Source organism: Streptomyces sp. WZ-12 (assembly GCF_028898845.1).
In the GTDB taxonomy this organism is placed as follows: Bacteria; Actinomycetota; Actinomycetes; order Streptomycetales; family Streptomycetaceae; genus Streptomyces.
Genome location: NZ_CP118574.1, coordinates 2,347,088 through 2,369,534, shown reverse-complemented (window position 1 = coordinate 2,369,534; position 22,447 = coordinate 2,347,088). Strand labels below are relative to the sequence as shown.

15 protein-coding genes are annotated in these 22,447 nt (G+C 69.8%); 13 read left to right on the top strand and 2 right to left on the bottom strand.

Annotation, left to right across the window (positions count from 1 at the left end; translation table 11 throughout):
- Positions 1 to 49 precede the first annotated feature (49 nt).
- Positions 50 to 943 carry a LysR family transcriptional regulator gene (locus PV796_RS09895; RefSeq protein ID WP_274912572.1) on the bottom strand — a complete coding sequence of 298 codons (894 nt, stop codon included), beginning with the start codon at positions 941 to 943 and terminating at the stop codon, positions 50 to 52.
- Positions 944 to 1,004: 61 nt separating this feature from the next.
- On the opposite strand from PV796_RS09895, the gene PV796_RS09890 reads away from it, so the two are divergent.
- The 13 genes from PV796_RS09890 to PV796_RS09830 all read left to right on the top strand — a co-directional run bounded on the left by PV796_RS09890 (position 1,005) and on the right by PV796_RS09830 (position 16,696).
- Positions 1,005 to 2,360 carry an MFS transporter gene (locus PV796_RS09890; protein WP_274912571.1) on the top strand — a complete coding sequence of 452 codons (1,356 nt, stop codon included), beginning with the start codon at positions 1,005 to 1,007 and terminating at the stop codon, positions 2,358 to 2,360.
- Between the two features lie 71 nt (positions 2,361 to 2,431).
- Positions 2,432 to 3,145 (top strand): SDR family NAD(P)-dependent oxidoreductase, encoded by a 714-nt coding sequence (locus PV796_RS09885; protein WP_274912570.1) that lies wholly within the window; start codon positions 2,432 to 2,434, stop codon positions 3,143 to 3,145.
- Positions 3,146 to 3,272: 127 nt separating this feature from the next.
- Positions 3,273 to 4,046, top strand: a complete 774-nt coding sequence (locus PV796_RS09880) for a GntR family transcriptional regulator (protein WP_274912569.1) — start codon at positions 3,273 to 3,275, stop codon at positions 4,044 to 4,046.
- Positions 4,047 to 4,262: 216 nt separating this feature from the next.
- On the top strand, positions 4,263 to 5,273 hold the full coding sequence (locus tag PV796_RS09875; RefSeq protein ID WP_446750583.1) for a sugar ABC transporter substrate-binding protein: 1,011 nt from the start codon (positions 4,263 to 4,265) through the stop codon (positions 5,271 to 5,273).
- Positions 5,270 to 6,337 (top strand): ABC transporter permease, encoded by a 1,068-nt coding sequence (locus PV796_RS09870; RefSeq protein ID WP_274912568.1) that lies wholly within the window; start codon positions 5,270 to 5,272, stop codon positions 6,335 to 6,337. Before PV796_RS09875 ends, PV796_RS09870 begins: the two co-directional genes overlap by 4 nt.
- Positions 6,334 to 7,143 carry an ATP-binding cassette domain-containing protein gene (locus PV796_RS09865; RefSeq protein WP_274912567.1) on the top strand — a complete coding sequence of 270 codons (810 nt, stop codon included), beginning with the start codon at positions 6,334 to 6,336 and terminating at the stop codon, positions 7,141 to 7,143. Before PV796_RS09870 ends, PV796_RS09865 begins: the two co-directional genes overlap by 4 nt.
- Before the next feature lie 238 nt (positions 7,144 to 7,381).
- A complete protein-coding gene (locus tag PV796_RS09860) occupies positions 7,382 to 8,503 on the top strand; it encodes an ROK family glucokinase (protein WP_274912566.1) in 1,122 nt (373 codons plus the stop codon).
- Positions 8,500 to 9,072 (top strand): hypothetical protein, encoded by a 573-nt coding sequence (locus PV796_RS09855; protein WP_274912565.1) that lies wholly within the window; start codon positions 8,500 to 8,502, stop codon positions 9,070 to 9,072. Before PV796_RS09860 ends, PV796_RS09855 begins: the two co-directional genes overlap by 4 nt.
- 76 nt (positions 9,073 to 9,148) lie before the next feature.
- Positions 9,149 to 9,277: a 3-oxoadipate enol-lactone hydrolase gene (locus PV796_RS09850; RefSeq protein ID WP_274912564.1), complete on the top strand. Its 129-nt coding sequence runs from the start codon at positions 9,149 to 9,151 to the stop codon at positions 9,275 to 9,277.
- Between the two features lie 703 nt (positions 9,278 to 9,980).
- Complete coding sequence (locus tag PV796_RS09845; protein ID WP_274912563.1) at positions 9,981 to 11,462, top strand: DUF3375 domain-containing protein; 1,482 nt, start codon at positions 9,981 to 9,983, stop codon at positions 11,460 to 11,462.
- Complete coding sequence (locus tag PV796_RS09840; RefSeq protein ID WP_274912562.1) at positions 11,459 to 12,085, top strand: DUF4194 domain-containing protein; 627 nt, start codon at positions 11,459 to 11,461, stop codon at positions 12,083 to 12,085. The genes PV796_RS09845 and PV796_RS09840 overlap by 4 nt, the downstream gene beginning before the upstream one ends.
- The gene (locus PV796_RS09835; protein ID WP_274912561.1) at positions 12,082 to 15,498 is read left to right on the top strand and encodes an ATP-binding protein; all 3,417 of its coding nucleotides are present in this window, start codon (positions 12,082 to 12,084) and stop codon (positions 15,496 to 15,498) included. The genes PV796_RS09840 and PV796_RS09835 overlap by 4 nt, the downstream gene beginning before the upstream one ends.
- A gap of 1 nt (position 15,499) precedes the next feature.
- Positions 15,500 to 16,696, top strand: coding sequence for a Wadjet anti-phage system protein JetD domain-containing protein (locus tag PV796_RS09830; protein ID WP_274912560.1), 1,197 nt, complete (start codon positions 15,500 to 15,502; stop codon positions 16,694 to 16,696).
- 539 nt (positions 16,697 to 17,235) lie between these two features.
- On the opposite strand, the gene PV796_RS09825 is transcribed toward PV796_RS09830, so the two are convergent.
- Complete coding sequence (locus PV796_RS09825) at positions 17,236 to 21,834, bottom strand: sacsin N-terminal ATP-binding-like domain-containing protein (protein ID WP_274912559.1); 4,599 nt, start codon at positions 21,832 to 21,834, stop codon at positions 17,236 to 17,238.
- Positions 21,835 to 22,447 lie beyond the last annotated feature (613 nt).

The window sequence follows — 22,447 nt, the reverse complement described above, 5'->3', positions numbered from 1 at the left end:
CCTCCATGGCGGGGCAGCGGGCCGGCGGGGCCGGCAGGTTGGCGGGATGCTACGCCGGCGGCCCGGCCCGCCGGACCGCCTCGACGGCGTCGCGCAGCGCGGTCCGGTGGTCGTCCGCCCGCCAGGCCAGCGCCAGTTGGCTGGGGGACAGGCCGACCACGGGGCGGGCGACCACGCCGGGGCGCCGGTAGATCGCGGCGTTGCCGGCGGCCAGGAGGACCACGCCCAACCCCTCCTCCACCGCCTCGAACGTCTCGTCCGCGCCGGCCACCTCGGCCCCGATCCGCACCGGCCGGCCGCCGCGCTCGTCCGTCGCGAGCCAGTGGTCGCGCAGCGCGCCCGCGCTCTCCGGGAGCGCGAGGAACGGCTCGTCGAGCAGTTCGGCGAACGGGACCTCGGCGGCGTCCGCGAGCCGGTGCCCGGCCGGCAGCGCCACCCACCGCGGCTCGGTGGCCACCACCTCGACGGCGAACGCCTCCTGGCCCGGGAACGGCAGCCACAGCAGCGCCAGATCGGCGGTGCCGCCGGCGAGCCCGGCGGTGCCGTCGCCCCAGGGGACCTGCCGCACCTGTATGCGCCAGTTGGGGCGGCGCTCGGCGAACTGCGCCCGGACGGCGGGGAGGAGGCCGCGGCCCACACTGGTCGAGACGCCCAGGGTCAGCACCGCGGCTTCGGCGGCCGCCGCGTCGCTCACCGCGCGCTGGGCCTCGTCCCAGAGGCCGAGCAGCTCCCTTGCCCGGGGTAGCAGCGCGGCGCCGGCCTCGGTGAGCGTCACCGTGCGCCGGTCGCGGTGGAAGAGCCGGACCCGCAGGCCCGTCTCCAGTTGGCGGATCTGTTTGCTGAGCGCCGGCTGCGAGATGAACAGCCGCTCGGCGGCCCGGGTGAAGTTCAACTCCTCGGCGGTGGCGAGGAAGTAGCGCAGATCGCGAAGGTGGGCGTCCATAACCCCTGGCTATCAGAAAAGACCTTGGACGGGGGGCGGAATCCGGCCGCAGGATCGCTGCATGGACTCCTCCCCGAAGCCGCAACTCGCCGCAGAACAGCCCTTGTTGGGGCCGGTCCCGATCCCGGTCGCCGGTGCGACCCCGGGCGCCACCGGTCCGGTGCCCCGCAGCCGTTGGGGCCGCCTGGTCGCCACCGTCGTTGTGACCATCGCGGCCGTCACCCCCGGCCTGATGGCACCCGCCCTCGCGGCGCCCGTCCAGCGCTCGCTGCACCTCTCCGGCACCGCCTTCGGCGCGGCCGTCACATGCTTCTTCGCCTTCACTGCGGTGGGCGCCCCGGTGGCCCGCCGGATCGTGCCGCGGCTGCCGGTCCGGGCCGCGCTCGGCGGTGTCGCCCTGCTGGCGACCGCGGTGCTCGCCGGCCTGGCGCTGGCCGGGCAACTGTGGCACCTGTGCCTGTTGTTGGCGCTCGCCGGGCTCGGCAACGCCTTCACCCAGCCGGTCGCGGCCCAGGTGATCGCCACCGACATCGCGCCCGGTCGACACTCCTTCGCCGGCGGCCTGTTCGGCGCCTCGCTCGGCGCCGGGCCGTTCCTGCCCGGCCTGTTGGTGACGCTGATCGCGGCGCCGCACGGCTGGCGGCCCGCGCTGTGGACGGCGGCCGGGCTGGCCTTGCTGACGCTGATCGCGGCGGCGCTGGCCCGCCCGGCGGGAGTCGGGGCGGTCGAGGCGGAGCGGACGGCCGGCGCGCCGACCGGGCGGGCCGCCGCGGGACCGTCGCCGCGCACCGTCGGTCGGGTGGTGGTCGCCTGGAGCCTGGCCGCGGCGCTGGCGACCATCGGCAGCAACGTCGGCTCGGCCTACTTCATCCAGATCGGCACCGCCTCGGGATTCTCGCCGGGCATCGCCGGCACGCTCCAGATGCTGGCCAGCCTGCTCGGCGTCGCGGTGCGCCTCGGCTCGGGCGGCCTGGCGGACCGGGCGCCGCACCGGATCCCCCGGACCGTCGCCGTGATGATGCTCACGGGCACCGCCGGGCTCGCCACCATCGTCGCGGGTACCCCGGTGGCGTTCCTGATCGGCGCGCTGCTCGCGGTGGCCGGCGGCTGGGGCTGGACCGGGCTACTGCTCGCCGCCACCATGCGGCTGATGCCGGGGGAGAGCGCCCGGGCCGGGGCGGCGATGCAGGGCGGGCTGTTCGCCGGCGGCGCCGTCGGGCCGCTGTCGTTCGGCGCGCTCTCCGGCCACTTCGGCATCCCGACGACGGTCGGCATCGCGGCGGTCGGCCCGCTGCTGGGCGCGCTGCTGCTGTTCGTCGGAATCCGGGCGCTGGCCAAGGACGCGGCGGGCCGGCCGGCCACGGACGCACCGGACCCCGCGGCGGCCATACGGGCGGACGACGCCCGCGAGCGGTGACCGCCCGCCCGCGACCGGCCAGGTACTCCGCACCGCCCCCGCCCCGTCCGCGACCCACCCCGGAGCGCCCCATGCCGCCCACCGCCCCCGTCTCCCTCGTCACCGGCGCCACCCGCGGCATCGGCCGCGAGGTGAGCCGCCAACTCGCCGAGCGCGGCCACACCGTGCTGCTCACCGGCCGCGACCCGGACGCCACCCGGCGGACGGCCGAGGAGCTGCGCGCCACGGCCCGCTCCGACGTCGACCTCCGCCCGCTGCCCCTGGACGTCACCGACGACCGCAGCGTGGCGCGCGCCGCCGCCGAGGTCGCCGACGCCTTCGGCCGGCTGGACGTGCTGGTCAACAACGCCGGGATCAGCTACGACACCTGGCAGCGGGCCGTCACCGCCGATCTGGCGGTGGTGCGCGAGGCGGCCGAGACCAACCTCTACGGGCCGTGGCGGATGGCCATCGCGTGCGCGCCGCTGCTGCGCGCCTCGGCCCACCCCCGGCTGGTCAACGTCTCCAGCGAGGCCGCCTCGTTGACGAACATGGGCGGCGGCACCCCCGCGTACTCCGCCTCCAAGGCCGCGCTCAACGCGCTGACCAGGATGCTCGCCGCGGAACTGCGGGCGGACGGCGTGCTGGTCAACGCCGTCTGCCCGGGCTGGGTGGCCACCGACATGGGCGGCGCCGGCGGCCGGCCGGTCGCGGAGGGCGCGGCCAGCGTCCTGTACGCGGCGACGCTGCCCGACGACGGGCCGACCGGCGGCTTCTTCCGCGACGGCCGCCCGCTGCCCTGGTAGCCGGGCCCGCCCGACGCGCACCTACGGGCCGGGGCCTCCGCACCTTCCGGCCCCTCCGACCGTCCTTGTCCGGACAATGTGACCTCCGGACTTCCCGTCATCTGTGCGGCCGGATACGCTCGCGAGCGTGGGGAAACGCGATGCACAAGCCGCGGGCGGCGAGAGCCCCGTCCAGTTCAGCGTGGACCGGAACAGTCCGGTCCCGTTGTACTTCCAGTTGTCGCAGCAACTGGAGGCGGCGATCGAGAACGGCCGGCTGGCCCCCGGCAGCCTGCTCGGCAACGAGATCGAGCTGGCCGGTCGACTCGGCCTGTCCCGGCCCACCGTGCGCCAGGCGATCCAGTCGCTGGTCGACAAGGGCCTGCTGGTCCGCCGCCGCGGCATCGGCACCCAGGTCGTGCACAGCCAGGTCAAGCGCCCGCTGGAGCTCAGCAGCCTCTACGACGACCTGGAGGCGGCCGGGCAGAAGCCGGCCACCCGCGTCCTGCTGAACACCACCACCGAGGCGGACGCCGAGGTCGCCGCCGCCCTGGGGATCGCCGAGGGCACGGAGGTCGCCCTGGTCGAGCGGCTGCGGCTGACCCACGGCGAGCCCGTGGCCCATCTGCGCAACCACCTCCCCCTCGGTCTGCTGGGGCTGGCGACCGCCGACCTGGAGGAGACCGGCCTGTACCGCCTGATGCGGGCCGCCGGCATCACCCTGCACAGCGCCCGGCAGGCCGTCGGCGCCCGCGCGGCGACCGCCGAGGAGGCCGCCCGGCTCGACGAGCCCGAGGGCGCGCCCCTGCTCACGATGGAGCGCACCACCTTCGACGACACCGGACGCCCGGTGGAGTTCGGCTCGCACGTCTACCGCGCGTCCCGTTACGCCTTCGAGTTCCAGCTGCTGGTCCGGCCGTGAGGCGCGAGGCCGTACGGTAAAGGTCGGCCCGGGAAACCCCGCGGCCCGTCGCCGGAGTGCCTACCATCCGGCACCGGCCCCCTACGGCCGGGCCCCATGAATCGGTACAGAACGCCGGTAACGGATACTTGGTCGGTTGCCCGGCCCGGTCGCCCGGCGTCGCGGCGACACCAGACAGACCCGGGACAGCGACAAGAGCGGGAGAGGCGTTTCCTCGTGGCAAGGGTTGGAAGAAGAGGACGCGTCGTGGGCGCCGTGCTGGCAGCGGTGCTCGGCGTCTCCCTCGCGGGGTGCAGCAGCACCGGCGGCAAGCGCGCCGAGGAACGCGCGGCGCAGGCCGCCGGGGGCAAGGCCGCCGTGCACACCCCCCGGTGGACGTTCGCGATGGTCACCCACTCGGGAGACGGCGACACCTTCTGGGACATCGTGCAGAACGGCGCCCAGCAGGCCGCGGTCAAGGACAACATCAACTTCGTCTACGCGCACGACAAGGAGGCCCAGCGGCAGAGCCAGCTCGTGCAGTCCTACATCGACCAGAAGGTCGACGGACTGATCGTCTCGCTGGCCAAGCCGGACGCCATGAAGGACGTGGTGCGCAAGGCCGAGAAGGCCGGCATCCCGGTCATCACGGTGAACTCCGGCGCCGCCGAGTCCAAGGCGTTCGGCGCGCTGACCCACATCGGCCAGGACGAGACGGTGGCCGGCGAGGCGGTCGGCGAGGAGCTGACCAAGCGCGGGAAGAAGAAGGCCCTGTGCGTCCTGCACGAGCAGGGCAACGTCGGTCACGAGCAGCGCTGCGACGGTGCGGCGAAGACCTTCAAGGGCGAGCTGCAGAAGCTGTACGTGGACGGCACCAACATGCCCGACGTGCAGGCGTCCATCGAGTCCAAGCTCCAGGCCGACCCGGCCATCGACGCCGTGGTCACCCTCGGTGCGCCGTTCGCCCCCACCGCCGTCCAGGCCAAGGAGCAGGCCGGCAGCAAGGCCGAGATCGACACCTTCGACCTCAACGCCCAGGTGGCGAACGGCCTGAAGGACGGTTCCCTGGGCTTCGCCGTCGACCAGCAGCCCTACCTCCAGGGCTACCAGGCGGTCGACCTGCTGTGGCTCTACAAGTACAACTCCGACGTCCTCGGCGGTGGCAAGCCGGTGCTCACCGGACCCCAGGTGATCACCAAGAAGGACGCCGCCGCGCTGCAGGAGTACACGAAGCGGGGGACCCGATGAGCGCCGCCGATGCACCCGCTCGGCAGCCCGCCCCGACCGGGGGCCCGGGCGACGAGCGGCTGGTGCACCGCTCCCTGGCCCGCCGGCTGATGAGCCGCCCCGAGCTGGGCTCGGTGGTCGGCGCGATCGCCGTCTTCCTCTTCTTCTCGCTGATCGCCGAGCCGTTCCTGCGGCCCGCCAGCCTCTCCACGGTCCTGTACGCGTCGTCGACGATCGGCATCATGGCCGTCCCGGTGGCGCTGCTGATGATCGGTGGGGAGTTCGACCTGTCGGCCGGCGTGATGGTGGTCAGCTCGGCGCTGGTCTCGTCGATGTTCAGCTACCAGATGACCGCCAACACCTGGGTCGGCGTCGGGGTTTCGCTGCTGGTCACCCTCGCCATCGGGGCCTTCAACGGGGTGCTGCTGACCCGGACGAAGCTGCCCAGCTTCGTCATCACGCTGGGCACCTTCTTCATGCTCACCGGCCTCAACCTCGGCTTCACCAAGCTGATCAGCGGCACCGTCTCGACCAAGTCCATCGCCGACATGGAGGGCTTCGACTCCGCCCGCGCGCTCTTCGCCTCGCACCTGACCATCGGCGGCGTGGACATCCAGATCACCATCGTGTGGTGGCTGGCGCTGGTCGCGGTCGCCACCTGGGTCCTGCTGCGGACCCGGGCCGGCAACTGGATCTTCGCGGTGGGCGGCAACGCGGACGCGGCCCGCGCGGTCGGCGTCCCGGTCACCCGCACCAAGATCGGCCTCTACATGGGCGTCGCGTTCTGCGCCTGGATCTCGGGCCAGCACCTGTTGTTCTCGTTCGACGCGATCCAGTCCGGCGACGGCGTCGGCAACGAGTTCCTCTACATCATCGCGGCGGCGGTCGGCGGCTGTCTGATGACCGGCGGTTTCGGCTCGGCGATCGGCGCCGCGGTCGGTGCGCTGATCTTCGGCATGGCCAGCAAGGGCATCGTCTACGCGCAGTGGAACCCGGACTGGTACAAGTTCTTCCTCGGCGTGATGCTGCTGCTCGCCACGCTCCTGAACGCCTGGGTCCGCAAGCGCGCGGAGGACAAATCATGACGGCCCTCGTCGAACTCGATGACGTCAGCAAGTTCTACGGCAACGTCAAGGCGTTGACCGGGGTGTCACTGGAGGTGCACGCGGGCGAGATCACCTGCGTGCTCGGCGACAACGGCGCCGGCAAGTCCACCCTCATCAAGATCATCGCGGGGCTGCACCAGCACGACGCCGGTGCCTTCCGCATAGAGGGCGAACAGGCGCGGCTCGGCTCCCCGCGCGAGGCCCTGGACCGCGGCATCGCCACCGTCTACCAGGACCTGGCGGTGGTGCCGCTGATGCCGGTGTGGCGGAACTTCTTCCTGGGCTCCGAGCCGACCACCGGCGTCGGCCCGTTCCGCCGGCTCGACGTCCGCACCATGCGCGAGACCACCCGCGCCGAACTGCTGCGGATGGGCATCGACCTGCGCGACGTCGACCAGCCCATCGGCACCCTCTCCGGCGGTGAGCGGCAGTGCGTCGCGATCGCCCGCGCCGTCTACTTCGGCGCCAAGGTCCTCGTCCTGGACGAGCCGACCGCGGCGCTCGGCGTCAAGCAGTCCGGCGTGGTGCTCAAGTACGTCGCGGCCGCCCGGGACGCCGGGCTCGGCGTGGTGTTGATCACCCACAACCCGCACCACGCCTACCTGGTCGGCGACCGCTTCGTGCTGCTCAAGCGCGGCACCATGGCCGGCAGCCACCTCAAGTCGGAGATCGCGCTGGAGGAGCTGACCCGGCAGATGGCCGGCGGCAGCGAGTTGGAGCAGCTCAGCCACGAGCTGTCCCGCTCCGCCCCCGCGGAGTTCCCCGGGGGTCACCGGCCCGAGTGAACCCGTGCGCGCCCCGTGCCGGCTCCTGGCCGGTGCGGGGCGCACAGCCCGGCACCGCGGTGCGCCGGCCGGCGCGGGTGATGCACAATCGCACCGGACCATCCAAGGAGGCCACCGCCTCCCCGAGACCCGCAGGGACGAGACGACTCTTGCCCGCACGCAGCCGTCGAGACCGAAACGGCAGCCACCACGGCTGTCCCGGCAGCCGTACCCGCGACGAGGTCCGAGGGGTGATCCGATGAGCATGTACCGGGACCGGGCACACCGCGGCACCGCCCGCGCCACCGTCCTGCGCACCGTCGGCGCCCGCGAGCGCCGCTCGCACCTGACCGCCCCCCGGGTGCCCACCGTCGGCATCGACATCGGCGGCACCAAGGTCATGGCGGGGGTGGTCGACGCCGACGGCAACATCCTGGAGAAGGTCCGCGCCGAGACGCCGGACAAGTCCAAGAGCCCCAAGGTCGTCGAGGACACCATCACCGAGCTGGTGCTGGACCTCTCCGACCGGCACGACGTGCACGCCGTGGGCATCGGCGCCGCCGGCTGGGTGGACGCCGACCGCTCCCGGGTGCTCTTCGCCCCGCACCTGAACTGGCGCAACGAGCCGCTGCGGGACCGCCTCGCCGAGCGCCTCGCGGTCCCGGTCATGGTCGACAACGACGCCAACACCGCCGCCTGGGCGGAGTGGCGGTTCGGTGCCGGCCGCGGCGAGGACCACCTCGTCATGATCACGCTCGGCACCGGCATCGGCGGCGCCATCCTGGAGGACGGCGCGATAAAGCGCGGCAAGTACGGGGTGGCCGGCGAGTTCGGCCACATGCAGGTGGTCCCCGGCGGCCACCGCTGCCCGTGCGGCAACCGCGGTTGCTGGGAGCAGTACAGCTCCGGCAACGCCCTGGTCCGCGAGGCGCGGGAGCTGGCCGCCGCCGACTCACCGGTCGCGTACAACATCATCGAGCGGGTCGGCGGCCGGATCGGCGACATCACCGGCCCGTTGATCACCGAGCTGGCCCGCGAGGGCGACGCGATGTGCGTCGAGCTCCTCCAGGACATCGGCCAGTGGCTCGGCGTCGGCATCGCCAACCTCGCCGCCGCCCTCGACCCCTCCTGCTTCGTCATCGGCGGTGGCGTCAGCGCCGCCGACGACCTGCTGATCGGCCCCGCCCGGGACGCCTTCAAGCGCCACCTCACCGGCCGCGGCTACCGCCCCGAGGCCACCATCGCCAAGGCCCAACTCGGCCCCGAGGCCGGGATGGTGGGCGCCGCCGACCTCGCCCGCCTGGTGGCCCGCCGCTTCCGGCGCGCCAACCGCCGCCGCGCGGAGCGCTACGAACGCTACGAACGGTCGGGCCGCCGATGACCGACCCGGACCAGCAGCCCCGGCACGACGAGCACGCAGCGGGCCCCGCGCCCCGCGCCCGGACCCGCCGCCCCTTCCTGATGGCACTGGTGATCTTCCTGCTGATCACCATCCCGGCCGGCTACTTCGTCATCTCCGCCCAGCAGAGCCGGGACGGCGGCGAGGACAAGGAGTCCGAGGCCGCCGCCACCGGGCTGACCAACGCCTTCCCCTCCCGGTTGCAGCAGCGGATCTACGACGTCCCGGTGCCGCTCGGCTCCACGCCCGTCTACTACTACGAGACCAACTCCTGGAAGACCAGCGCCCTGTTCGTGCAGTTCCGCACCAACGACAACGGGCTGGCGGCGTACCTCAAGGCGGTCGGCTCCAACACCGCCGCCCTGAAGAAGGGCGCGATCACCATCGAGCCCGCACAGGCCGCCAAGGTCGGCTGGGACTTCCAGGTCGACTGGCCGTGGCAGGGAACCACGGTCAACCGGCCGGCGCCGCAACCCTCGCAGCGGATCATGGTGAGCTTCGACGAGCCCGAGCACCCGGTCGTTTACACCGTTTCGACCGTGCATTTCTGATCTGCGGCTCGTTTTTGACGAACGCTTCCTGACCCGGGTGTCAGGATCGTGTCATCGAATGGGTAGCTTGGGTCGCGTGAGCGAGAAGACCCTTCAGCACCGGATCGACGGCCCCGAAGGCGCCCCCGTCCTCGTCCTGGGGGCTGCCCTCGGGACGACCTGGCACATGTGGTCGGAACCGTCTTGTGCGGTCCAGGTGGTCTAGCTCAGGAGCGTTTTCGCAGGTCGGGTCCTTGTGGTCCAGGTGCGTCGACGCTGTTGGTGATAGGCACGTGATAGCGGGTGAGAGATGAGGAACCCCCGTCGGCTGGCTCCGGCGGGGGTTTCTGCGTTGGGGGATGGGACTGTGCGTGGTGTTCGACGCTGTCTTGCTGTGTTCCGGCTCGACGGGCGCAGGGAGGGCAGCGGTGACGATGTGGGTTCGGTGGCCGGGGTGCAGCACAGGGCGGGGACGTTGCGCGGCAGGCGAGAACCCTGGGGAATGCCGTACTGCTTGGGTGCTCGGGCGAATGGCCGAGCTCGGCATAATCGCCGACGTCGAATGACGTGACCGGATAACAGTCATGCGGTGTCGCAGCTGCGGAAGTTCAATGAGCATGTCCATGCCCCCGGATCGGGTCCGGAAATTTGTTCGGAAAGGGCTGCTGGGTAAGGGTTGGCGGCGTCGCAGAATCAGGATGCATCTACGGCCTCACCTGCTGAATTCCTTCTTGGAAGCTGCCTTGGCTAGTCCGGTGGCCCGCTCTATCGATCCCCGTTGTCAGTGGTGGCCTCTACGGTTCATTTGTGGCTGACATGGGATTCCTGTGCGTGGCCGTAGGGATATGGGCGCTGGCCGTGTGGGACGCCCTTTTCGCCGCTGGAGAGAAGGGCCGTCGCACCCGCTGGGGTAGTTAGGGGTAGGGCACATGGAGTTGGACTACGACCGTCTCGTCGCGTTGCGCAAGCAGAGCGCCGCGTGGCGGCTGCTGACGGCCGGCAACGCGGCGCTGATGCTGAGCTTTTTCAACAAGGTGTTTGTCGAGCAGGGGGCTCGCTCCATTGCCGGTACGGAGCTGGTCGAACGCTTGGATGACGAGCTGTTCGCGCTCAATGAGCGGCTGGGACAAGGCGCGTTTCCCAAGTCTGCCAAGGCGTATCTGGATGACTGGTCGGCGCCGGAGAACGGCTGGCTGCGCAAGTACTACCCGCCGGATTCGGATGAGCCGCACTATGACGCCACGGCTGCGGTCGAGAAGGCCATCGCGTGGGTCCGGTCGCTTGAAGAGCGTACGTTTGTCGGCACGGAGTCGCGCCTGAATACGATCTTCGATCTATTGCGGCAGATGACGTTCGGGACCGAAACCGACCCCGAGGCACGGCTGGCGGAGCTCACGCGGCGCCGGCATGAGATCGACCAGGAGATCGCGCGGGTTGAGGCCGGCGAGGTGGACGTCCTGGACAGTGCGGCGTTGCGGGACCGCTACCAGCAGGTGACTGCGACGGCCTATGGGCTGCTGGCTGACTTCCGCGAGGTTGAGGCGAACTTCCGGGGCCTGGACCGCGACCTGCGGAGCAAGATCGCCGCATGGGACGGGGCTAAGGGCGAACTCCTGGATGAGGTCCTGGGCAGCCGGGAGAGCATCGCGGAGTCGGACCAGGGCCGGACCTTCCAGGCGTTCTACGACTTCCTGCTCGCTCCGAGCCGTCAGGACGAGCTCAAGGTGTTGTTGGCCGAGGTAGAGGCGACGGACGCCATCGGAGAGCCCGACCCGAGGATGCGGCGCATGCCCCGGGACTGGCTGGAGGCTGCCGAACGCACCCAGACCACAGTGAGGCAGCTGTCGGATCAACTGTGCCGGTTCCTGGACGATCAGGTGCGCTCGGAGGATCGCCGTGTCCTGGAGCTGGTCCGTGGGATCGAGTCTCAGGCCCTGGCCCTGCGCGATGTGCCCGGCGTGGGACTGGTCGCCGAGATCGATGCGGCAGCTCCGGCCATCGTGCTGCCGATGGAGCGGCCTTTGTATACGCCTGTGGTCAAGACACCGATCGACAGTACCGGGATCCAGACAGGGGACGAGGAGTTCGCCGCCGACGCTTTGTTCGAGGCGGTGTATGTGGATCCGGCCCGTCTCACGGCTGCGGTGCACCACGTCCTTGGCTCCCGCACACAGGTGTCCTTGGCCGAGGCGCTGCGCGAACACCCCTTGGAGCAGGGACTTGCCGAACTGGTCGCCTACTTCGCCTTGCCGGACGACGGGTTCACCACCGTGTTCGACGACCACCGTCAAGAAGAGATCGCTTGGATCGGCGAGGACGACGTCCAGCAGGTCGCCACGGTGCCCGTGGTCACCTTTGCCCGCACCAGCCCCGGCATCGCCTGGGCGTCCAGCCTGAAGGAGGGGCGATGACCAAGCCTGCCACCCCCACCCCGCAACAGCCGTACACCCTCTCGCTTCCGGTCAACCAGCTGTTCAAGGGACCGGTATTCCGCGACCAGCACGAGCGCGCCTGGGACGCCCTGCTGCACCACAGTGCCGGTGTGAAGGACTACGTCGACGTCATGGGGCTACGCGTGGTGATCGACGAGATGGAGGGCTACGCCTTCCTCCAGTCGAAGCCCGACGATGAAGACGACGTCCGAGACCCCCGCATGGCGCCGCCGCGGCTGATGCCCCGCCGCTCGCTGTCCTACCCCGTCAGTCTGCTGATCGTGCTGCTGCGCAAGCGGCTCGCGGAATTCGACGCAGGCGCGGACGGCACCCGCCTGATGATCACCCGGGACGAGATCGTCGAGCTGATCCGCACGTACCTGCCGACTGGCAGCAATGAGGCACGTCTGGTCGACCAGATCGACGGTCACATCAACAAGGTGGTGGACCTGCAGTTCCTGCGCCGGGCCCGCGGCCAGGAGCAGCTATTCGAGGTGCAGCGGATCATCAAAGCCTTCGTCGACGGGCAGTGGCTCGCCGACTTCGAAACGAACCTGACCCAGTACGCGGCCACCCATACCCCCCAGGAGATGCAGCGGTGATCCCCGCCCAGCCCGGCCCCGCCGACACGGCCCCCTCCACCGACGTTGCCGCGGCCGGATTCCGGCTGGAGCGTCTGGAGGTCTACAACTGGGGCACGTTCCACAAGCACGTGTGGTCCTTCGGCCTCGGCGGCGCCAACGCGCTGTTGACCGGGGACATCGGCTCCGGCAAGTCCACCCTGGTGGATGCGATCACCACCCTGTTCATGCCCGCCCACAAGATTGCCTACAACAAGGCTGCCGGCGCGGAGAGCCGCGAGCGCAGCCTGCGCTCCTACGTCCTGGGCCACTACAAGTCCGAACGCAACGAGACCACCGGGACGACCAAGCCGGTGGCGCTGCGCAAGCCGGGCAGCTACTCCGTCATCCTGGGCGTGTTCCATAACCCGGCGCTGGCGGCGACCGTCACGCTGGGGCAGGTGTTCTGGCTGGCCGATCCGAACGCCACCAGCCCCGAGCGGCTGTTGCTCGTCGCCGACCGGGCGCTGTCCGTCGCCGGAGACTTCGCCGACTTCGGCACCGAGGTGCGGGCCCTGAAGAAGCGCCTCGAAGCTGGCGATGTGCGCGTCCACAAGACGTTCCCGCCCTACAGCAAGGACTTCCGGCGCCGTATGGGCATCGAGTCCGAGCAGGCGCTGGAACTCTTCCACCAGACGGTGTCGATGAAGTCGGTGGGCAGCCTGGACGACTTCGTGCGCAGTCACATGCTCGAACCGTTCGATGCGGCGGCCATGACCGACAACATTGTGAGTCACTTCGACGCGCTGACCACCACCTACAACTCGGTTCAGCGGGCCCGCGCCCAGATCAAGGCCCTCACCCCGCTGCTTGAGGACTGCGACGCCTACGAGGGCCTGGCCGCACGCATCGACGAGGCCGACGCCCAGCAGGCCGCCCTACGGTACTTCATCGCCGAGCGCACGTCGGTTCTGCACGAAGCCCAGCGCGCCGAGCTGGAAAGGATGCTCGCCCGCCTGGACAGCGAGAAGAAGACCGCGAAGGACGAGCTGGATCAGCTGCGGGGCCAGGAGCGCCGGTGGGAACTACAGCGTGAGGGCCTGGGTGGCGGGCGCCTGGGTGAACTGGAGCGCCAGATCAAGGAGACGGAGCAGCAGCGCGCCGCTCAGGAGAAGCGCGCCCGTCGGCACGCCGCCCTGCTGGAGCAGGCCGAGCTGGCTCCGGTCACCGATCAGGCCCAGTTCACCGACCGGATCGAGGAGATTGTCCGGGCTCAGCATGACGTCGCCGCGACGACACAGGAGACGCGCACGGCGCTGGAGACGCTCGCGGTCGAGGCCGCACGGCTGAAGCAGCAGGCCGAGGACCTCAACGAAGATCTGATCAGTCTGCGCTCGCGCCGCAGCAACATCCCCCGAAAGCAGTTGGAGGTACGCACCCGCCTGAGCCGCGAACTCGGCATAGAGGAGAGTGTCCTGCCGTTCGCCGGCGAACTCATTCAGGTCCGCGACGAGGAACAGGAGTGGGCTGGAGCCGCCGAGCGGCTGCTGCGCGGCTTCGCCGTGTCCCTCCTGGTCCCCGGCGACCAGTACGCCCGTGTCTCCGACTGGATCAACGACCACCACCTGGGGACGAAGCTGGTCTACTTCCGCGTCCCGGACAAGCTCCCGCCGCGGCGCCTGCCCACAGGCGCGTCCACGGCGCTGTTCACCAAGCTCGAAGTGCGAGACGACTCGCCGTTCACCCCGTGGCTGGCCGGCGAGCTCGAACGCCGCGCCTCCCACGCCTGCGTATCGACCATGGAGGACCTCCGGCACGCCGAACTGGCCATCACCGCACAGGGATTGATCAAGGGGGCGCGGGGCCGCCACGAGAAAAACGACACCACCCGCATCGACGACCGCAGCACTTATGCGCTTGGCTGGACGAACCAGGCGAAGATCGATGCCCTCCTGGACCAGGCAGGGCAGGTCCATGGCGCCCAGCGCGAGATGGAGAAGAAGAGGCGCGGACTGGGAGCCGCCTACGAGGACGCCATCAGCCGTGACAAGGTCCTCGACCGGCTGGCGGCGATGCAGGACTACAGCGAGATCGACTGGCCTTCCGCGGTACGGCGCATCACCGAGCTCACCGGCGAGAAGCAGCGTCTGCAGGCCGACTCCAAGGATCTGGACGAACTCACCCGGCGCCTTACGGAGATCGCCGGCGAAATCACCGAACAGGAAGCCGCCCACGAGAAGGCCAGCCAGAGCTGGGGCCGGGTCTGCGGCGAACGGGACGCCGCTGAACGCGCTCGTGACGAGGCCCGTGCCCTCCTCGACGAACCGGCCGCCGGCGATGCGCAGGCCCACTTCCCGGCCCTCGAGCGGCGCCTGTCCACAGCCCGGTTGGCGTGCCGGACCGCGCAGGAGTGCGCGCAGGCCGAAACCCGGCTGCGCGAGGAGATGACGGCGCACAAGCACCGCTGGGCCAAGGAGCAGACTCGCCTCGCTCAGACGATCGCCGCCCAGATGAGCGCCTTCCGCAACACCTATCAGGTCGAGACCAGCGAGCTCGACGCCTCTGTCGCCTCCGCCCCCGGATACCGTGCTGTGCACCAGAAGCTCGTCGCCGACGACCTGCCGCGCTTCCAGGACCAGTTCCGCACCTACCTGAAGACCAACGTGATCCGCGAAATCGCCGGATTTCACGCGCAGTTGAACATCTGGGCCGACGAGATCGGCGACCGCATCAACACCATCAACGAGTCGCTGGCCGACATCGACTACAACCCGGGCCGCTACATCATGCTCAAGCCCGAGCAGACACCCAACACCGAGATCCGCGAGTTCACTGCGGAACTGCGCGCCTGCACCGACGACGTCCTGTCCGGCGACGACTCCGACCTGTACTCCGAGGAGAAGTTCCACCAGGTCCAGCGCCTGATCGAACGCTTCAAGGGCCGCGAAGGCTCCACGGAAAGCGACCGCGGCTGGATCAAGCGTGTCACCGACGTGCGGTACTGGTTCGTGTTCAGCGCCAGTGAACGACGCCGCGAGGACGACTCCGAGTACGAGGTGTACTCCGACTCCGGCGGCAAGTCCGGCGGCCAGAAGGAAAAGCTCGCGTACACCATCCTGGCCGCCTCCCTCGCCTACCAGTTCAAGCTGGACACGACCAGCAGCAGGAGCCGTACCTTCCGCTTCGTTGTCATCGACGAAGCCTTCGGCCGCGGCTCGGAGGAATCGGCTCGCTTCGCCCTGGACCTCTTCAAGCGACTGGGCCTGCAACTCCTCATCGTCACCCCGCTGCAAAAGATCCACGTCATCGAGCCCTATGTGTCCGCCGTCGGCTTCGTCGACAACCCGACCGGACACCACTCCCGCCTGCGCACCCTGACCATCGCCCAGTACCGCCAAGAACGCCTCGCCCACACCTTGGCCGCCCTACAGCCCGCAACCGGACAGGACAGCTGACATGGCCGCCACTCACACCCAGAACTGGCCCACACCCCGCGACGTCGTCGCCCGCCTGCGCAAACGCTGGGACCGCGGCGACTACCTCACCCAGCTCGCCGACGGCGCCGCATGGGAACCACTCGACGTCCCCCTGCAGGGCCCGAAGGCCGGCGACATCACCCAGCACTACGACCAAGTCCTCGCCTGGGCCACGTCGTGGGCCCCCGGAGCCAACCGGCGCATGCGCATTGAGTACCGGCAGCTCGGCGGACGCCTGGCCGGCGTGAACAAGGTCCCCGCCCGGGTCTGGATCGAACGCCGCGAAGACCTGTGGACCCTCCTGGGCGTCACCAGCACGGTCAACCGCTACGCATCCCTCCTGGCCGCTGCCCGCGAGACGCTGCCCCCGCTGGCCGCATGGATGGCCGTGCACCCGATGAAGGTCGTCCAACGGGAAGCTGACTGGCCACGGCTCCAAGCCACCATCGGGTGGATCACCGACTACCGCGGCCCGGCCGTCTACCTGCGCCAGCTCGACGTACCCCGCGTGGACACCAAGTTCATCGAGCACCACCGAGCCATCCTCACCACCCTGCTCGAGCACTGCCTCCCCGACGACCGCATTGATACCGGATCTGCCCGCACCGACTTCGCCGCTCGCTTTCGCTTCCTGCGTAAACCCGCCTACCTGCGTTTCCGCCTGCTCGGCGGTGCGTCACTGGCGGGCTTCAGCGAGCTCACGGTCCGTGTTGACGAATTCACCGCCAGGCCACCCGGCGTCACGACCGTGTATGTCGTCGAGAACGAAACCACCTATCTGGCCTTCCCCAGCCAGCCCCACAGCATCGTCATCCACGGTGGCGGCTACGCCGTCACTCAACTCTCCGCCCTGCCCTGGCTGCAGGATGTCCGCCTGATCTACTGGGGTGACCTAGACACTCACGGCCTCACCATCCTCGACCGGCTACGCCGAGCCTTCCCGCACGCCCGGTCCATCCTGATGGACAGGAACGTGCTGCTGGAGCACCGCAGTCAATGGGTGAAGGAAGAAACCCCCACCCACGAGCACCTCACCACGCTCACACCGGAAGAAGCCGATCTCCACGAAAGTCTCGTGGAAGGCGAGTTCGGTCATAACGTGCGACTCGAACAGGAACGCGTGCGCTACCACCTGCTTGAGACGGCCCTCAACAACCTACGCCAAGAGCCGCAGTGAACAACCCCCGTACCTGGCCAGTAGCCGGAGCCCAGCAGCTGAGGCGTCGCACACCGTTCTGTCGCGCCCACTGGCGCTGACCGGACCGTCTTGTGGTGGAGACGTTCGCGGTCGCGGCGAGCGCCGTCTCCAGATCAGGCCACTTCCTGCGGCGCAGACACGGCGCCGGCGCCGCATGCTTCGATCTGCCGACGCCTCAAGGGCTACGCGGCAACCAGCCTTGCGGCTAGACGAGTTGATGCGTCCCCCTTTTCGGGACAGGCGTTCGAAGTGAATGATGGGCTGGTCGCGTGCCAGTTCGGTACGCCGCTCGTTAGGCAGCGCACCAGAAGCGCCTGGCACGCAAGGCGCTTCGAGGCTCACGGCAGGAGAGACAGCGATGGGCGATCGAAGCGCGATCGAGTGGACTTCATCGGCTGCAGCAGAGCCGCCACGGGCTCTCCGGTCCCGCCCGGGCCGTGGTTGGCGAAGCCCATCTGGGCTCGACTGCGCCCCGCGTTCGCAAGGATGAACCTGCGAGAGCGGGGGCGAGCGTGGTGCTACTCCGTGCCGGGCCATTCGTACACGGTCGACTCCACCAACAGGTCGCGTACACCCTTGAGACAGACATCCGTTGGCGGTTCGACTTCAAAGCGGTGCACGGGGTCGTTCACCAGGCGGAGGGTCGGCTTGCCGGCGCCCTTCTCCAGGTGTGAGGCGATCACGAGCGTGTAGTTCTCGCCCTCAGACCAGGCCCGTACGAACTCCGAACGCGTCAGGGTCAGTTCGTCTGGGACAGCACGCCCGTGGGCCTTGATCTCGTAATAGCGCCCAGTCGAGTCGTATGCGTCGGCGCCCACGCCTGACGCACCCCGCTGGTCGTCCAGCTCGACACCCTGCTCTTGCAGGATTCGGCGAAGCGCCTGGATGACGAGTTCCTCCTTGTGGTGGCCTGCGTACCCGAGCGGTGAGGCATGGCAGCGGGGTCGGGCCCCTCCGGGCCTGGGCTGGGGGAGTGGGGTCCCGTGTCGGCGGGGCGAAGGTCCCGCCGTCCCCGGCGTATGGGCAGGGGTGCTGCCCGGTGTGGACGGCGTTCCAGTGCGGGTGACCTTGCTGGGCAGCACATCGAAGGCGGCCGCGTCCACAAGGGGGCGCGCGACCGGCGCGTGCTGCGGGCCGGACTGGGTGCCAGGTCCGGGGTTTCCCGGCGCGGGAGCGGGAGCTGAACCGGTGCGGGGTGGCGGGATGATGCCGGTCGGTCCAGCGGGAGCAGCCGGGCCGGTGCCAGTGCCCCGTTGGCCGGGCGGTTTCCCGTTCGGCATCGGCGGGGCGGGAGCCCGCTGTGCACGTCGGTGCAGTTCTTCGGCGAGCCGCTGCCGTTCCTCGCGGTCCCGCTGCCCTGCCGATGTGAGCGCGGTTCCGGCCCCTGCCTCCACCAGGCATTCCTCCCAAACATCCCGCCAGCTGTGGCCTACGCGCGACCGTTCTTCCGCGAAGTGGGCGGCGATGGCCGCGCCCGCACCCGCCTTGGTGGCCAGCGCCGTGTGCGAGTGCAGGAACAGCGTGTTGCGGCCGCGGTCGATCTGCGCGTCGACGGGAAGCTCGATGGGCTCGTACGTGCCTCCTGGGTCGAGGCGGATCCGCAGACCGGGGAGTAGCCGGACTTCCAGGCTCGCCAGCCAGGTCCAGCCGGTGAAAGCCTCCGCCGTCTCGGGCTCGTCGCGCACCAGAAGGTCCTGGAGCGCGGCGACTCCCCGCCGGAAGTCCTCCGTGAGGCTCGCGTCGGCCGGTTGGTCCAGGGCTGCGCCCCCGACCCTGTCCACACCTCCGGTCTCGTACGTGACCTGGGCGCCCGCGACGTCCAGGGGTGTGACGTGCAGCCGCCCGAACAGTGTAGTGAACTGCTGCACGTTCCCTCCTGGCTTCCACAGCGGCAGACGGTCCGTCAGGACCCGCTCGACCCTGGAGTCGGCCACGGCGAACACCGATCGGCCCTTGCCTTTGACCCAGCCGGCCGTGGTCCACAGCGGCAGACTCCGTAGCCTGCTCTGCAGCCCCGGCGGCATTGGCTTGTCGGCGGCGGAGATCACGTCCCGCAGGCGGCGCAGAGCCTCGAGCATGACCCTTTCGTGCTCGGCGTCGGGGGCCGCGCCGGTCCCGGAGATCTCCTTCAGCACGTCGATGAGGTCATCGAGCCCGGGTTCGGAGATGCCCAGTACCTGCCACAGAGGGTCGACGTCCGTCCCGGTCAGGGCGAAGGGACGGAACCCGCGCAGGATCGCAGGTCCCTGGAAGCACTTGCCTGATTCCGTCCAGCCCTGGTCGGTCAGGACGAGGTCCTCGTACAGAAACTCGTTGCGGATCTGCTTCTCCACCGCCGTCTGGGTTGCATCTCCCGAATGGTGAGTCAGACGCCGCGCCAGGGATTGATAGACCAGCAACGCCTCCGCTCTCAGACTGTCTGGCACGTCGGCATCGGTATCGTCGTCGTCCTGACGGTCCCGGAGTTCACGCAGCCGTTCCATCAGGCGCGGGACGTCTGGATCGCCGGAGACACCGAGAGCGGTGAGGACCTCCGTGCGGGTGGCCAGCGCTTGGTGGATCGCCGGGTGTAGGTATCCGGGATCCTCCGGTCCGTACAGGGCCTCCGTATCCGGTGTACGCAGGGTGAGGTCGGCCGGCGGCTGGAGCCGCCCTTGGCTGTCCTCCAGCCAGGCGGTCTCCCGGAGCCGCCACACCCAGATGGCCGCCGTCTCACCTGTGACGTTCCACTTGTAGTGGCCCCGGGCCATTGGGACGACGGCCTGGTCTGAACTGGTCAGCGGTGCGGTGAGAGTGCGTAGCAGGGCGGCTGTGCGGCGTCGTCGCTCGTCCACGTTCTTCTCGGCCGTGATGCTCTTGACCACGGCGACGAGGTCGCTGCTGGTCAGGTCGTCCAGGGTGTGGTCGGCTCCCTTGAGCATCATCTGAAACCGCCGGTCTGCGACGGACCACCTGCAGTTCCGTGCGAGGCCGAGACGGGGATCGCCCGGGTACGTCTTGGTGTCCGCTTGGTAATTGACCTCGTGCACCGGAGTGAGCCGGGGGGCGTCCGCCACGCCCAGCAGTCGCAGGAAGGCCGTTCTGCTCAGACCGCCTGCCTGGGCAGCGGAGAGAAGTGACCGCGCGTAGGAGCGGCGCACCCAGATGAGACCGGGAGTCTTGCGTGCCGCGACCTCGAACCGGTCTCCGTCAGCGGTCTCCAATGCCTGGGGGAGATAGGCGGCGCCGGGCTTCACGCGGTGGGACTGTTCGGTCCCGTCCGTGTCGTAGGCGAAGCCGTTGAGGAGGATGGCACGTCCGATGCCCGGACCGAGCGGGTCGCGTAGTTGCTTGGGCATCTCACCGAGTGCCTGCTGCAGAGCGACGAGCCTGGCGGCCTCCGTCGTCTCGTCGCTGTCGGCAAGTTGTCCGCCGGCTCTTCCGATCCGGGAGACGATCTTCAGTACGGCTGCCGTGTCGTCGCGGCGCACCAGGCAGTCCCGCCGTCGCAGCCATGCGGTGACAGTCTTCGTCCAGGCGTTGTCCTCCGCGTAGGTGGGATGCAGGTCCAGAACAACACCCAGCACATCCAAGGGGCCGGTGGCCTCGCCGGACGCGTCGGCGAACGCGTGCTCCGCGGGCTGCGGCCGAAGTCGGCGCCCGTCGGCGGTGACCAGGCACGCCCGGCCGGCCAGCGCATACTCGTGGCCCGCTTCGAGGACGACCGCGGCGAGCCGTACGAGCCGCGCGACGTCCTGCCACTCGTCGTCGGAGAAAAGGCTTAGTGCGTCCATGACCTGCACCTCCGCGCGCAGATCAGCGGCACCCGCCGCACGCCAGTCCGAGAGGACCTTCCGCCAGCGGCCGCCGCGGTCGCGGACGGCGGCAGGAAAGGCGTACGGGGCTTTGCCTAGCCGGGCGATGTCGGTGTCGTCGAGGACGTCCGACAGCGCGGCCTCCTCGACCGCAAAATCGGTCAGCGGGGCGTCGGGACCACCTTCCGAGACCGGCAAGGCCAGCTCGGCGGAGAGTGACCGCCGTGCGCGGGTGAGCAGCTCGGTGCGGATCCGGTCCTGGAGCAAGTTCGCTGGCGCGGAGCCCGGCGGGCAGGGAAGCGGAATGAGATGCCACGCTGTGTGATCTACCCTCTCCAGGACGTCGCGTACGCCGGCTGCCCACAGGTCGGCGATCACGGGGACGAGCTGTGTGTTGAGGCGGCTGCCGGCGAACCCCTCGCGGCTGGCGACGGGGTCGAACTGGGTGTGGACGCGGGCCGCCACGTCCAGCGGGGCGACGGGCAGGCCGGCATGGACGCTGCCGTTCGTCCCACGCTCCAGGGGTAGCGCGATGCCCACGGGCACGGTCGGGCCCAGTGCCTTGTGGCTCCGTTCCCAGTCGGGGTGCGGTGTTACCTGCGCCGTGTACACACGCCACAGCGCTCCGTCGGTCGCACGGGCGTGCTGCACATTGACCTCGTGCTCGACGCCCTCGATCAGGAGCCGACGCTGTGTCACGTCTTCCCAGGACAGGGTTAGTACGGTGCTGTGCCCGCCCGCCGTCACCTCGAGGCCGCGAAGGTGACGCAGGAAGAGCAGGGAAGCGTCGTTCCAGTCCTCGAACCATTCAAGGAGCTGGGCCGCGGTCAGTGTGCTGGGGGCCAGCGGGATGCGGAAGACGGTCCACTCGGGTCCGGAGATCCCGTCGGGGAGTTCCGGCGGCGCCGCGGGTTCGAGGTTGGTACCGGAGAAGCGCACGTGGAAGGGGTGGCAGTGCACCTCCCACACCGCGGTGAGTGCCCTGAGCGTGGACAGTCCGATGCCGAACCGGCCGGTGACTTCGGCGTCGGCTGTCTTGCCGCTGAGCCAGGGCATGCCGAGCGGTAGGACATCAGCCAGGCGCAGGCCGGCTCCGTCGTGGGCGACCAGAATGTCGTCGGACCGCAGCAGGATGCGCAGCTGTCCGGCTCCCGCATCGTCGGAGTTCTGGACGAACTCGGAGAGGACCTGGAGCCGGTCGGTCGAGAGTGTCTTGGCGCCGTGCAGCGCGCCCTCGGCCATCTTGCGGTGGACCCCACGGCCGCTGCGCAGCCCCTGATCGAGAAGCCGGACGGCGCGTGCCGCTTCTTCCGAGGTCGGCACCTCCACTTCCGTAGATGCATCCGGATCTTCCAGAAGCGTGTGTACCGCAGCCGCGAGAGCGTCCACGTCCGTATCCCTCCCCTTTGGTGCCTTGCGATGTCGACAAGCCTGGGGTCCTGGACGGTTCCCGATGATCGGGCTGGTGTGATCCAGCCATGTGCGTAAGGTGCCGCGGCGTGCGGTGCAGTTCGGCTAAACGATGTCGGCGCTGCGGGTGCAGGCAGCGGGGCGGATGACATCACGCTCCGGCAGGTTGCTGAATGCGGCGGAAACTGATTCCGATCGCCCTTCGGCTGTCAGACCGGCCTGGTAGAGGGCCTCGGCTGGATTGGGCGGTGGAATCGTCCGGTGCCTCAACGCTACGTCGCCCGCGAGGTGTTCCACCTGGTCAGGCCCACACAATCATGATCCCCGTCATAGGGGCTGTGTGAGAGCTCGTGGCATGTCGAGGCCCCGCCGGAGTGTTCCGGTGGGGCCTGCGCACGTGGCAGGCTACGGCGGGTGTGTCGCCGATGAGGCAGGCGCCCGCTCCCTGTGCTCGGGGAGCGGCGCGACATCCCTATAGGCCAGAGCCGGGCTTTCTGGGACGCCGCCTTCCTGAAGAGGCTCGCGA